9 protein-coding genes are annotated in these 13,882 nt (G+C 69.0%); 4 read left to right on the plus strand and 5 right to left on the minus strand.

All coding sequences use genetic code 11. From position 1 onward, the window contains the following. Positions 1-8: 8 nt before the first annotated feature. A complete protein-coding gene (gene cyoA, locus AC3WXD_RS05435; protein WP_020203454.1) occupies positions 9-977 on the minus strand; it encodes a ubiquinol oxidase subunit II in 969 nt (322 codons plus the stop codon). A gap of 705 nt (positions 978-1,682) precedes the next feature. Here cyoA and AC3WXD_RS05440 point away from each other — a divergent pair. The 3 genes from AC3WXD_RS05440 (at position 1,683) to AC3WXD_RS05450 (ending at position 5,157) form a co-directional block, all read left to right on the plus strand. Continuing rightward, the gene (locus tag AC3WXD_RS05440; RefSeq protein ID WP_492323223.1) at positions 1,683-2,651 is read left to right on the plus strand and encodes an aliphatic sulfonate ABC transporter substrate-binding protein; all 969 of its coding nucleotides are present in this window, start codon (positions 1,683-1,685) and stop codon (positions 2,649-2,651) included. Between the two features lie 160 nt (positions 2,652-2,811). After that, complete coding sequence (locus tag AC3WXD_RS05445; RefSeq protein WP_020203456.1) at positions 2,812-4,086, plus strand: O-acetylhomoserine aminocarboxypropyltransferase/cysteine synthase family protein; 1,275 nt, start codon at positions 2,812-2,814, stop codon at positions 4,084-4,086. 258 nt (positions 4,087-4,344) lie between these two features. Beyond that, positions 4,345-5,157 carry a MetQ/NlpA family ABC transporter substrate-binding protein gene (locus tag AC3WXD_RS05450; protein WP_059411456.1) on the plus strand — a complete coding sequence of 271 codons (813 nt, stop codon included), beginning with the start codon at positions 4,345-4,347 and terminating at the stop codon, positions 5,155-5,157. 284 nt (positions 5,158-5,441) lie between these two features. On the opposite strand, the gene AC3WXD_RS05455 is transcribed toward AC3WXD_RS05450, so the two are convergent. The 3 genes from AC3WXD_RS05455 to AC3WXD_RS05465 are packed head-to-tail and all read right to left on the minus strand — an operon-like array spanning position 5,442 to position 11,471. Then, complete coding sequence (locus AC3WXD_RS05455; RefSeq protein WP_492323224.1) at positions 5,442-6,944, minus strand: efflux transporter outer membrane subunit; 1,503 nt, start codon at positions 6,942-6,944, stop codon at positions 5,442-5,444. Further along, positions 6,941-8,236 (minus strand): efflux RND transporter periplasmic adaptor subunit, encoded by a 1,296-nt coding sequence (locus AC3WXD_RS05460; protein WP_059411454.1) that lies wholly within the window; start codon positions 8,234-8,236, stop codon positions 6,941-6,943. Before AC3WXD_RS05460 ends, AC3WXD_RS05455 begins: the two co-directional genes overlap by 4 nt. Before the next feature lie 4 nt (positions 8,237-8,240). Beyond that, the gene (locus AC3WXD_RS05465; protein WP_020203460.1) at positions 8,241-11,471 is read right to left on the minus strand and encodes an efflux RND transporter permease subunit; all 3,231 of its coding nucleotides are present in this window, start codon (positions 11,469-11,471) and stop codon (positions 8,241-8,243) included. A gap of 388 nt (positions 11,472-11,859) precedes the next feature. Between AC3WXD_RS05465 and AC3WXD_RS05470 the strand changes: the two genes are divergently transcribed. Beyond that, positions 11,860-12,840 (plus strand): aliphatic sulfonate ABC transporter substrate-binding protein, encoded by a 981-nt coding sequence (locus tag AC3WXD_RS05470; RefSeq protein WP_020203461.1) that lies wholly within the window; start codon positions 11,860-11,862, stop codon positions 12,838-12,840. 63 nt (positions 12,841-12,903) lie between these two features. Here AC3WXD_RS05470 and AC3WXD_RS05475 read toward each other — a convergent pair whose 3' ends face one another. Beyond that, positions 12,904-13,869 (minus strand): N-carbamoyl-D-amino-acid hydrolase, encoded by a 966-nt coding sequence (locus AC3WXD_RS05475; RefSeq protein ID WP_492323225.1) that lies wholly within the window; start codon positions 13,867-13,869, stop codon positions 12,904-12,906. Positions 13,870-13,882: the final 13 nt, after the last annotated feature.

Genomic DNA, 13,882 nt, shown 5'->3' on the forward strand with positions numbered 1-13,882 from the left:
CATTACTCCTAGGAATTCGAGCCCGGCGCCGACTTAGCGGGCGCGGCCAGGGACACCTGGCTCTCGCCGAGGGTGTTGCGCGAGGTGCAGACAGGACCGAACGAGGTGCCGTTGCCGGCGATCGCGCCGCCGGCGCCGTCCATGTACTTGTGCAGGATGCCGTGGTACAGCTGCGGATCGACCTTGGCGAACAGCGTCACGGGTTCCTTCTCGCTGGGCTTGGCCAGTTGTTCGTAGTCGGCCAGGTTCAGCTCGCGCGACGAGGCGCGGACCTGCTTGACCCACTGTTCGAAGTCGAAGTTCGACACGGCCTTGGCCTTGAACTTCATGCCCGAGAAGCCGCCGCCGCTGTAGTTCGCGGACATGCCGTCATAGCTGCCGGCTTCGTTGGCGATCAGGTGCAGCTTGGTCTCCATCCCCGCCATCGCGTAGATCTGGCTGCCCAGCTGCGGGATGAAGAAGGAGTTCATGATCGAATCGGACGTGATCTTGAAGTTCACCGGCGTGTTGACCGGGAACGCGATCTCGTTGACGGTGGCGATGTGCAGTTCGGGATAGATGAACAGCCACTTCCAGTTCAGCGCCACGGCCTCGATCGTGATCGGCTTGACGTCCGACTCGATGGGCTTGTACGGGTCCAGGTCGTGCGAGGACTTCCAGGTGATGATGCCCAGCACCAGGATGATCAGGCACGGGATCAGCCACACCACCACCTCGATCCCGGTCGAGTGCGACCAGTCCGGCTCGTAGCGGGCGTTCTTGTTGCTTGCGCGGTACTTCCAGGCAAAGGTGAACACCAGGATGATCACCGGCACCACCACCAGCAGCATCAGCCAGGTCGCGATCAGGATGATGTTCTTTTCGTCGGCGCCGATCTGGCCCTTCGGATCTAGCACGGTCATGTTGCAGCCGGCCAGCAGCAGCAGGGCGCCACCGGGCAGGAACCGCGTCCAACGCGGAAGTTCGGGTATCTTCATGTCACGACTGGTTGAGTAAGCCACGGAACGACGGCGCGGCGTGGTTTTGCCGCCCGATGCGCAAGCAAGAGGCAGACGACTTAAGGCTTGGGGGAAACTCGGTTCAGGCGGCCTGCCGGCCCGGAGAAGCGCCAATCAGCGGCGGACTGGCCTGGTCCTTGTGGGACGGGTTGGGCAGGATGGCCCGGTCCTTGCTGGACAGAGCGTTGCGGGACTGCGGTGGTCCACACAGGAGGATGTTGCGGTGACGATGCTCGACACGCCTGCCGGTGCGGCAAACGTGGTTTATTGATGAGAATCGGGGGCCGTCAGACATCGTGGCGCGAATCTACCGCATCGCAACAACGAGGGTAAACCCTGGAACAGGAACACACTGTCCGCCAAACAGGACAATACGACATCTCGCGCGATCGTGCGGTGAACGGTGCGCTTGTTCAGAAACATCCTGACTGCGGCAAGGTGTCGCAGGGTGCGCACCCTTGAAAGCAGTTGCACAAATTGCAACGCGCGGGCGCGGCCCGCGCGGCGGTCTTCCGCCGTCCGCGCATCGCCTGCGCGCCGCGCCGGCGGCCTCCGGTCTGACCTCGGGCGGCCCGCCCGGTTCTATCCAAATGCAATAAGCTTCCTTCCCCTGCCACCGCGATTTCGCAACCATAGGGCCCAGCCGGATCTTCCCGATCCCCGCCACCCTTCCGGAGAAATCGCATGACCCTGTTGCGCAACTGGCCCCGCCGCCTCGGCCTTGCCCTGTCCTTCGCCGTGCTGGCCTGGTCCGCCAGCGCCGCCGCCGCCGACCAGGCCGTGCGCGTGGGCTACCAGAAGGCCGGCCTGCTCGCCGTGCTCAAGGCCCAGGGCTCGCTCGAGAAGAAGCTCGCGCCGCTGGGCTTCAAGGTCGAGTGGAAGGAATTCCCGGCCGGCCCGCAGCTGCTGGAGGCGCTCAACGCCGGCAGCATCGACTTCGGCTACACCGGCGCGCCGCCGGCCGTGTTCGCCCAGGCCGCGCGCGCCAGCTTCGTCTACGTCGGCGCCGAGCCCGGTGGCAAGACCAACGAGGCCCTGTTCGTGCTCGACAAGTCCCCGGTGCGCGCGGTGGCCGACCTCAAGGGCAGGCGCGTCGCGCTGCAAAAGGGCTCCAGCTCCAACTACCTGCTGGTGCAGCTGCTCAAGAAGAACGGCCTGAGCCTGCAGGACATCCAGCCGATCTACCTGCCGCCGGCCGACGCCCGCGCCGCCTTCGAGAGCGGCAACGTGGACGCCTGGGTGGTGTGGGACCCCTACTACGCGCTGGCGCAGAAGGCCCTCAAGGTGCGCACCATCGCCGACTACGAAAACGTGCCCTCGCCGTTCAACTTCTACGAAGCCGCCGGCGCCTTCGTCAAGGCGCACCCGCAGGCGGTCAACGCCATCCTCGAGCAACTGCGCGCCAGCGGCCTGTGGGTGGTGAAGAACCCCGGCGAGACCGCCGCCCTGCTCGCGCCCGCGGTCGGCCTCGAAGTGCAGGTGGTGGAAGCCTGGCTCCGGCGCGTGCCCTACGGCGCCACCCCGGTCACGCCGGACGTGGTGGCCGCCCAGCAGCAGGTGGCCGACCTGTTTTACCAGCAGAAGCTGATCCCGGCCCCGATCCAGGTCAAGGACAACGTCTGGCAGGCCAGTTTCCCGCTCGCCAGCCAGTGACCGGGCGGCGGGCGTCGACGGACATCGCCGGGCAGCGCCGGCACGGGCCGCGCGCGGCCCGGTGCGATCACCGGCCACCGCCTTGGCGGGCGCCGGCCCGCGCTGCTACCATGCCCGCTCCCAGCAGGCTTCCCATCACCATAGATCCAGCAACCACAACATGAAACTCGAGACGATTGCAGTCCACGGCGGCTACTCCCCCGATCCCACCACCCGCGCGGTGGCGGTGCCGATCTACCAGACCGTGGCCTACGCCTTCGACAACGCGCAGCACGGCGCCGACCTGTTCGACCTCAAGGTGCCCGGCAATATCTACAGCCGCATCATGAACCCGACCAACGACGTGCTCGAGCAGCGCCTGGCCGCGCTCGAGGGCGGCGTGGGCGCGCTGGCGCTGGCGTCCGGCATGGCGGCCATCACCTACGCGATCCAGACCATCGCCGAGGCCGGCGACAACATCGTCTCGGCCAGCCAGCTCTACGGCGGCACCTACAACCTGTTCGCGCACACGCTGCCGCTGTCCGGCATCGAGACGCGCTTCGCCGACGGCCGCAACCCGGCCGCCTTCGGCGACCTGATCGACGAGCGTACCAAGGCCATCTTCGTCGAGTCGGTCGGCAACCCGCTCGGCAACATCGTCGACATCGCCGCCATCGCCAAGGTCGCGCACAGCCACGGCATCCCGCTGATCGTCGACAACACCGTGCCCTCGCCCTACCTGTGCCGGCCGTTCGAGCACGGCGCGGACATCGTGGTGCACTCGCTGACCAAGTACCTGGGCGGCCACGGCAACAGCGTGGGCGGCGCCATCGTCGACAGCGGCAAGTTCCCGTGGGCCGAGCACAAGGCCCGCTTCAGGCGCCTGAACGAACCCGACGTGTCCTACCACGGCGTGGTCTACACCGAAGCGCTGGGCCCGGCCGCCTACATCGGCCGCGCGCGCGTGGTGCCGCTGCGCAATACCGGCGCGGCGCTGTCGCCGTTCAACGCCTTCCTGATCCTGCAAGGCATCGAGACCCTGGCCCTGCGCCTGGACCGCATCACCGAGAACGCGCTGGCCGTGGCGCGCCACCTCAAGGCCAGCCCCAAGGTCGAGTGGGTCAACTTCGCCGGCCTGCCCGAGCACCCGGACCACGCGCTGGTGCAGCGCTACCTCGGCGGCCGCGGCCCCGGCATCCTGTCGTTCGGCCTCAAGAGCGGCGGCCGCGAGGCCGGCGCGCGCTTCCTCGACGCGCTGCAGCTGTTCACGCGCCTGGTCAACATCGGCGACGCCAAGTCGCTGGCCACGCACCCGGCCTCCACCACCCACCGCCAGCTCGACGCCGCCGAACTGAAGGCCGCCGGCGTGAGCGAGGACATGGTGCGCCTGTCGATCGGCATCGAGCATATCGACGACCTGCTCGAAGACCTCGACCGGGCGCTGGCGGCGGCCTGAAGCCGGCGCGCTGCCCGCCGTGCCTGTCGTTTCCCGCCGGTTTTCTCCCCTCTCCCGCCCGCGGGAGAGGCACCGGGGGAAAGGGCAGGCGCATCGCACACCACCCCGCCAGACCCATCCGCCTTATTCGCCCGAGTTATATGCCCATGCATATTTACTCGTTCCTTGCGCATAGGTAGCCCCCTACAATGGCTCCCTCGCCCGCCGCTGAAAGCGCGCGCGGGCACGGTATACACACCAACGACACGGGGAGCTTTGATGAAAATGGGTTTCGGGATTCGACTGATTGCCGCGGTGCTTGCCCTCGGCGTGATCCAGACGGCCGGCGCGGCCGATCCGGACAAGAAGGAAATCCGCTTCGGCGCCACCGCCGGCCCGTACTCCGACCAGATCCGCTACGGCATCAAGCCGCTGCTGGAGAAGAAGGGCTACAAGGTCACCATCGTCGAATTCAGCGACTACGTGCAGCCCAACCTGGCGCTGGCCGATGGCGCCATCGACGCCAACGCCTTCCAGCACGTGGCCTACCTGAAGAAGTTCGCCGGCGACCGCAAGCTGCAACTGTCCGAGGTGCTGCAGGTGCCGACCGCGCCGATCGGCATCTACAGCCACAAGCACAAGACCCTGGCCGAAGTGAAGCCGGGCGCCACCGTCTCGCTGCCCAACGATCCGTCCAACCTGGCGCGCGCCATCGCGATCCTGCAGCAGATCGGCTGGGTCACGCTCAAGCCCGGCACCGACACGATCCGCGCCAGCGAGCGCGACATCGAGACCAACCCGAACAAGCTCAAGCTGATCCAGCTCGAAGCCGCGCAGCTGCCGCGCTCACTCGACGACGTGGACTACGCCTTCGTCAACGGCAACTTCGCGCTGTCCTCCGGCCTGAAGCTGACCGAGGCGCTGTCGCTGGAGAAGATTCCCGACTACTACATGAACCTGGTGGCCGTGCGCACCGCCGACCTCGGCAAGCCGTTCGTCAAGGACATCCGCGACGCCTACCAGTCGCCGGAATTCAAGGCGACCACGCAGCAGCGCTTCGCGGGCTTCCTGCCGCCGGCGTACCAGCGCTGAAGCAGCGCTAAAGCAGCGCGGCCCTTCGGGGCCTTGGAAGTAAAAAGCGCCCGGCTTGGTCCGGGCGCTTTTTTTTCCGGGGCAACGTGCCAGGGCAATGACCGAAGCCGCCAGATACGCCCAAGCCGCCAGAGCTAGCCCAGGCAAGGTGTTCTCCCGCTCCCGCACGCGGGAGAGGGGAGCGAACCAGCGGTATGTCGAGGTTCGCGCCAGGGCTGATGACGCGAGCAATCTGCTTGCGTGCAAACCTTCGGCATGGCCAGCCACGCCGCCGGACCCATCCGCTACTTCGCCGCCACCTGCTTCATCCCCTTCATCGCCTTCGCCCCGCCATCGGCCAGCGTCGAGGCGCCGCCCCAGTCGCCGCCCAGCGCCTTGACCAGGAACACCGCGGTCAGCATCTGCTGGCCGCGCAGTTGCGCCGCCGTGCGCTCGGCGCCGAGCAGGCCCTGCTGGGCCGTGATCACGTCGAGGTAGCCGGTGGCGCCGCCTTCGTAGCGCGCGGTGGCCATGTCGAGCACCTGGCGCGCGCTGCCCACGGCGCGCCGCTGCTGGTCGTTGGCGCGCGACAGCGCGGACAGGCCGGTGATGCCGTCTTCCACTTCCTGCATCGCGGTCAGCACCACGCGGCGGTAGTTGGCCACGGTGCCGTCGTAACCGGCCTGCGCGAACGACAGGTTGGCGCGCAGCTTGCCGCCGTCGAACAGCGTCACCGCCGCCGTGGCGCCGACCGACCACACCAGGCTGGGCAGGTTGAACAGCGAGCCGAACGCGCCGCTCTCGCCGCCGATCGCCGAGCCGAGTATCACGCTCGGATAGAACGCGGACTTGGCCACGCCGATCTGCGCGTTGGCCGCGGCCATCGCGCGTTCGGCCGAGGCCACGTCGGGCCGGCGCTCCAGCACGTCGGACGGCACGCCGAGCGGCACCGCGGGCGGCACCAGCTCCGCCACCTCGGGCGCCAGCGCGAACAGCGGCGCGGCGGTGCCGGTGAGCGTGGCGATGGCGTGCTCGAACTGGCTGCGCTGCTTGGCCAGCACGTCCACCTGGGTGAGCGTCGCGTCGAGCAGCGCCTGCTGCTGCGCCAGATCCAGCCCGGACGCGGCGCCGAGGTCGTGGCGCGCACTGACCAGATCGAGCGCGCGGCGCTGCAGCGCGATGGAGCGCTGCAGCACATCGATCTCGATGTCGAGCGCGCGCAGGTTGTAGTAGTTGGCGGCGAGGTCGGTGGTCAGCAGCAGCCGCACGTTCTCGAAATCGGCCTGCGACTGCTGCGCCGAGGCCTCGGCGCTTTCGATGGTGCGCCGCACGCGGCCGGCCAGGTCGAGCTCGTAGCCCACCGTGAACGAGGGCGTGAGGTCGTTCTGCACGGTGCCGAAATTCGGCGCCACATAGTTGGTCAGCGGGCGGTTGGCGGAGATGGCCGCGCGCTGCGCGCGCGCATTGATGCCGATCTGCGGGAACAGCCCGGCATTGGCCGCGTTGGCCTGCGCGCGGGCCTGCGCCAGGCGGGCATTGGCCACGGCCAGCGTGGGGTTGGCCGCCAGCGCCTGCTGCTCGAGCGCATCGAGGCGGGCATCGCCGAAGCGTTCCCACCAGGTGCCCTTGGCCACGCTGTCGCCGGGCGTGCTTTCGCGCCACGGCGGCTCGATCTTCCATGCCGCGGGCAGCTCGGAATCGGGCTTGCGGTAGTCGGGGCCGGCCGCGCAGCCGCCGAGCAGGATCGCCGCGGCGAGGGCCGCGGCAAGCGCCGGCGCGAGGACCGGCGACGGGCGCCGCAGCCTCATCGCTTGGCCTCCGCCGCCGGCGCGGCGCTTTGTCCCGCGCTTTGTTGTCCTGCGCCCTGCCCGGCACCCTCCGCGCCGTTCTTCGCGCCGTTCTGCGCCACCGGCGCCAGCACCACGCGGTCGCCGTTGGCGATCGAGTCGGAGGGGTTGAGCACCAGCCGGTCCTGCAGGCCGAGCCCGTCCAGCACTTCCACCGTGGTGCCGTAGTAGCGCCCGAGGTTGACCGGGCGCAGCGTCACCTTGCCCTGCGCGTCCACCACGGCCACGCGCGTGCCTTCGCCGCGGAACAGCAGCGCGTTGCTCGGCGCCAGCAGCGCCTGGCTGTTCTTGAGCGGCAGCGAGACGGTGACGTAGGCGCCGGGCAGCAGCGCGCCTTCGCGGTTGGGCAGGTTGACTTCCACCTGCATGGTGCGGGTGGTGGTGTCGATCGAGGCGGCGGTGCGCGCCACCTCGCCCTTGAAGGCCTGGCCGCGCAGTTCGACCTGCGTCACCACCACTTCCTGGCCGGGCTTGACGAGGTTGGCGTAGCTCTGCGGCACGTTGACGTAGACGCGTAGCGGATCGGTCTGCGAGAGCAGGAACAGCTGCCGGTTGCCGTCGATCAGGTCGCCCACGTCGACGCTGCGGCGCGTGATGATGCCGGAGAACGGCGCCACCACGCGCTTGAAGCCTTCGAGCTGGCGCAGGCGCTGCACGTTGGCGTCGGCCGCGGCCACGTTGGCCACGCCCTGCGTCACCGCGCTGCGGCGCTCGTCCAGTTCCTGCTGCGACACCACGTCTTTCTTGCGCAGCCCTTCCCAGCGCTCCACCGTGCTGCGCGCCAGCGCGAGGCTGGAGGCGGCCTGCTCGCGCGCGGCGATGGCCTGGCTCAACTGCTGGTCGATTTCCGGGGTCTCGATCTCGGCCAGCAGCTCGCCCTTCTCCACGCGCGCGCCGATATCCTTGGTCCAGCGCTTCACGTAGCCGTTGGCGCGCGCGGCGATGGGCGCCTGCACGTAACCCTGCAGCGTGCCCGGCAGCGCCAGCGACTGGCTGCTGCCGGTCTGCGGCAGCGCCGTCTGCACGTACTGCATGGCGCGCTCCTCGGTGCCGGTCTTGAGCGCCTTGGCGTTGGCGTAGCGGCTGATCATGGTGCGCCCGGCGCCCACCACCAGCAGCGCCAGCACCACCAGCGCGGCGATGCGCGTGCGCCGCGCCACCTCGCGCCGCTTGAGCTGCTCGTGCGGGTCCTGCCCGCCGGCCTCGTCGTCAGCCAGGTGCAGACCCAGCTCTGCATGGCGTTGTTCGGTCATTGCTTCAACCCTCTTGATGTGTGGGAGCCAGCGGCGGATGGGCCGTGCCGCCGTGCGGCTTGCGCCCGGCCAGCCAGCGATGCACGGCGGCGAACACCACCGGCACGAAGAACAGCGTCGACACGGTGGCGAACAGCAGCCCGCCGATCACCGCGCGGCCCAGCGGCGCGTTCTGCTCGGCGCCTTCGCCCAGGCCCAGCGCCATCGGGATCATGCCGATGATCATGGCCAGCGCGGTCATCAGCACCGGGCGGATGCGGGTCGCGCCCGCCTCCAGCGCGGCCGACAGCGGCGGCACGCCTTCTTCCAGGCGCTGCCGCGCGAACGACACCAGCAGAATACTGTTGGCGGTGGCCACGCCCATCGTCATGATCGCCCCGGTCAGCGCCGGCACGCTCAAGGTGGTGCCGGTGATGAACAGCATCCACGCGATGCCGGCCAGCGCCGCGGGCAGCGCGGCGATGATGACCGCCGCGTCGATCCACGACTGGAAGTTCACCACCACCAGCAGGTACACCAGCACGATCGCCATCGCCAGCCCGACACCCAGGCCGATGAACGACGACTGCATGGTCTGCACCTGCCCGCGCACCACGAGCTGCGAGCCGCGCGGCAGCTTGCCCGTCATCTGGTCCACCAGCTTCTGCACCTTGCCCGCCACGCTGGCGAGGTCGGTGCCCTGCACGCTGACGTAGATGTCGATGGCGGGCAGGATGTTGTAGCGCGACGCCACCGCCGGCTGGCGCGCGGTCGAGGCCTGCACCAGGTTGCCCAGCAGCTGCGAGCTGCCCGGGCTGGCCCCGGCCGCGGGCGCCGCGGCGTTCGCGGCGCTGCCGGCGCCGGCCACCGGCAGGTTGAGCAGCGTGTCGAGCGAGTCGATCTTGTACTGCGGCGTCTGCACCGCCACGCTGTAGACGATGCCGTTGGTCGGGTTGAGCCAGAACGCCGGGGCGGTCTGCGCGCTGCCCGACAGCGAGATCAGCACGTTCTGCCCGACGTTCTGCGCCGACAGCCCGAGCTGCTGCAGCCGCGTGCGGTCCATGTCGAGGTTGATGGCGGGATAGTCGTTGCGCTGGTGCACGTGCGCGTCGACCGCACCGGGGATCTCGCGGATCTGCTTGACCAGCTCGCCGGCGAGCCGCGCGTTGCCCTGCAGGTCGTTGCCGGTGAACTGCACGTCGATCGCCGCCGGCAGGCCGAAGTTCAGGATCTGCGTGACGATGTCGGCCGGCTGGAAGAAGAACTCCACGCCGGGGAAGCGCTTGGGCAGCTCGGCGCGCAGCCGCGAGATGAACTCCTCGGTGGGCCGGTGGCCTTCGCGCAGCGACATCAGGATCTCGCCGTCGAGCGTGCCGATGGTGCCGGCGTTGCTATAGGAGAGGTTGATGCCGCTGTTGGGCACGCCCAGGTTGTCGAGGATGGTCTCGAGCTGGTCGGGCGGGATCATTTCGCGGATGGCCGCCTCCACCTGGTCGGCCACGCGCGCGGTTTCCTCGATGCGGGTGCCGGTCGGCGTGCGCATGTGCAGGCGGATCTGGCCGGCGTCCACGGTGGGGAAGAAGTCGCGCCCGAGGAACGGGATCAGCGCGCACGACAGCACGCAGAAGCCGAGGAACACCGTGGCGAAGCGCTTGCGGTTGCCCAGCTGCGCCGACAGCGCCAGCGTGTAGACGCGCCGCACGTGCTCGAAGCGGCGGTCGAAGCCGCGGTACAGCCGCTGCAGCAGGCTGGGCTTGCCGCCGTCGGCGTGCGCGTGGGCGCCGCCCATCAGCAGCATCACCAGCGTCGGCACCAGCGTGCGCGACAGGATGTAGGAGGCCACCATCGCGAACACCACCGCCTCGGCCAGCGGCACGAACAGGAAGCGCGCCACGCCCTCGAGGAAGAACATCGGCACGAACACGATGCAGATGCACAGCGTGGAGACGAACGCGGCCACGCCGATCTCGCCGGCGCCGGCGTCGATCGCCTCCAGCAGCGGCTTGCCCAGGTGCATGTGCCGCTCGATGTTCTCGATGGTGACGATGGCCTGGTCCACCAGGATGCCGACCGAGAGCGCCAGGCCCCCCAGCGTCATCAGGTTCAGGGTCTCGCCGAGCGCGTGCAGCATCAGCACCGAGGCCAGGATCGAGAGCGGGATGGTCAGCCCGATGATCAGCGTGCTGCGCCAGTTGCCGAGGAACAGCAGCACCATCGCGGCGGTCAGGCCGGCGGCGATCAGCGCCTCGAACACCACGCCCTTGACCGCGGCCTTGACGAACACCGACTGGTCGAACAGCGGCGTGATCTTCACGTCGGACGGCATGATCTGCTGCGCGCGCGGCAGCATCGCGCGCAGGTTGCTGACGATGTCGAGCGTGGAGGCCGCGCCGTTCTTGAGCAGCGACAGCAGCACGCCGCGCTGGCCGTCCTGGCGCACGATGTTGGTCTGCGGCGAGAAGCCGTCGCGCACGTAGGCCACGTCGCGCAGGTACGTGGTGTTGCCGCCGATGGTGCGCACCGGCAGGTCGTTGAGCCCGGCGATCGCGTCGGGCGAGCCGTTCATCCGGACGTTGAACTCGGTCTCGCCGAGCTTGGCCGTGCCCGACGGCAGGATCAGGTTCTGCAGGTTGACGGCGTTGACCACGTCGGCCGGCGCGAGGCCGCGCGCCTGCAGCGCCTGCATGTCCAGGTCGACCGACACCAGCCGGTTCTTGCCGCCGTAGGGGAACGGCACCGCCACGCCGGGGATGGTGATGAGCTGCGGGCGCAGCAGGTTCACGGCCGCGTCGAACAGCGACTGCTCGGACAGCGTCGGGCTGGACAGCCCGAGCTGCACCACCGGGATGCTGGAGGCCGAGTACTTGATCACCAGCGGCGGCGTGATGCCGGGCGGCAGCTGGCGCAGCTGCGACTGCTCCACCGCCACCACCTGCGCGATCGCGGTCTGGATGTTGGCGGTGGGCTGGAAGAAGATCTTGATGATCGCCACGCCGTTGAGCGACGTCGACTCGATGTGCTCGATGTCGGAGACGGTGGTGGTCAGGCTGCGCTCGTTCTGCGCCGAGATGCGCTGGCCCATCTCCTGCGGCGACAGGCCGTTGTAGTTCCAGATGATGCTGATGACCGGGATGTTGATCTCGGGGAAGATGTCGGTCGGCATCTTCAGCAGCGCGAAGGGTGTGGCGAGCACGATCAGCATCGCCATCACGATAAAAGTGTACGGGCGACGCAGCGCCAGCTGGACCATGGACACGGGGCGGGTCTCTTGTGGAAAGGACAGCGGGATTCCTGCAGGACGTCGACCCGGCACCTGACCAAGGCGCGCCGGCGGCATGCCCGCGGCGAGACTTTTGCCGCGCACTGACATGCGCCGTACTGTCGACGGTGAAGGAATATAGCACGCCATTTCGTATCGCGTGGACTGCCCCGGCAATCCCCGGCAAGCGGCATGCCAAGGTGTTGCGCGCGGTGCAAATACATTCACGCAGACATTTATCCGCACCCAGAATGCATGGACATTTGCCGCGCCGCGGCGGCCGGATGCCGGCCGAACGCATAAGCTTGTGCGGCATTCTTCGTTCCCTGCCGGCCCGCGCTCGCCTACCCTGCTGCGCTTGTGCACGGATAAGGCAGGAACGGCAATGACGCAAGCATTCGACAAGGGGCGGCGCACGGTGGTGAACGCGGTGCTGGCGGCGGGCGCCGCCGCCGCGCTCGGCGTGGCGGGGCCGGCGCGCGCGCAGGCGCAGAAGCACACGCTGCGCATCGGCTACCAGAAATCGTCCACGCTGATGATCCTGCTGAAGTCGCGCGAGACGCTGGAAAAGGCGCTGGCGCCGCTCGGCGCGTCGGTCCAGTGGTACGAGTTCACCTCCGGCCTGCCGCTGCTGGAGTCGCTCAACATCGGCAACCTCGACCTGAGCGCCGACGTGGCCGACGCGGTGCCGCCGTTCGCGCTCGCCGCCGGCGCCAACCTCACCTACTACGCGATCGAGACGCCCTCGCCCGAGGCGCAGGCCATCGTGGTGCGCCAGGACTCGCCGATCCGGGAGATCGCCCAGCTGAAGGGCCAGCGCGTGGCCTTCGCCAAGGGCGCCGGCGCGCACTACCTGCTGCTCGAGGCGCTCGCCGGCGCGGGCCTGAGCATCCGCGACATCGAGCCGGCCTACCTGAACCCGGCCGACGCGCGCGCCGCGTTCGAGCGCGGCAGCGTGGCCGCCTGGGTGATCTGGGACCCGTTCCTGGCCGCCGTGCAGCGCCAGGCCAACGCGCGCATCCTGCGCGACGGCAAGGGCCTGTCGAGCTACCGGCGCTTCTACCTCGCCGCCACGCCCTACGCGCAGAAGCACGCCGACGTGCTCGCGGTGGTCTACGACGAGCTGCGCCGCGCCGGCGAGTGGATCAAGCAGAACCCCGCCGCCGCCGCGCAGTGGCACGCGCCGCTGATCGGGCTGGACGCGCCCACGGTGGAGGCGGCCAACCGCCGCCGCACCTATCAGGTGCAGACCGTGGACGCGGCCTCGCTGGAAGAGCAGCAGCGCATCGCCGATGCCTTCACCAGCCAGAAGATCCTGCCGAAGAAGGTGGTGGTGGCGGACTCCCCGGTGTGGAAGCGGGCCTGAGCACCGCGCCGCGGCGGCGCGTCAGTCCCGCGCCAGCCGCATCCTGAAACCTGGAACCACGCCTCAATCGCACCCGGCCGCCGCCACCGGGCTGCCGTCGGCCATCAGCGTCTCGCCGCGCCGCTCCACCAGCATGCGGTAGGCGTGCGGCTGCCGATGCGCGTCGAAGTTGAAGGTGGTGCGCTTGTAGACCGCGCAGAAATCCAGGTCGCAGCGCGCGATGGCCACCTCGTCGCCCTTGGTCAGGCAGGCGCCGACCACCTCGCCCGACGGCGCGATCACGCAGCTGCCGCCGATGCTGTCCACGCCCTCCTCCACGCCGGCCTTGGCCACGCCCACCACCCACGACCCGTTCTGGTAGGCCCCGGCCTGCATCGACAGCTGGTTGTGGAACAGCGACAGGTCGTCGTGCTCGGGCGCGGGCGCGTTGTGCACCGGCGTGTTGTAGCCGATCAGCACCATCTCCGCGCCCTGCAGCCCCATGACGCGGTAGGTCTCGGCCCAGCGCCGGTCGTTGCAGATGGCCATGCCGATCTTGCCGCCGAACGCCTCGCTCACGCCGAACCCGCCGCCCGGCACGAAATAGCGTTTTTCCAGATGCTGGAAGCGGCGCCACGGCTCGTGTTCGCGATGCCCCGGCAGGTGGACCTTGCGGTACTTGCCGACGATGCGGCCCTGGCGGTCGACCAGGATCGAGGTGTTGTAGCGCGCCGGCTTGCCGGCCTCGGTCGCCAGCTCCGCGTACCCGAGGTAGAAACCCACGCCCAGCGCCCGCGCGAGATCGAACAGCGGCTGCGTCGCCGCGTTGGGCATCTCGCGCTCGAAGAAGCTGTCGATCTCGTCCTGGTCCTCGATGTACCAGCGCGGGAAAAACGTGGTGAGCGCGAGTTCCGGGTAGACGATCAGGTGCGCGCCGCAGGCATGCGCGTCGCGCATCAGTTCGCACAGGCGCCCGACCACGCGCTGGCGGCTGTCCGCGCGCGCGATCGGCCCAAGCTGGCCGAGGGCCACATTCAGGATTCTGGACAAGGAAAGGCTCCGG

This window comes from Cupriavidus sp. FW216-B1, assembly GCF_058789195.1.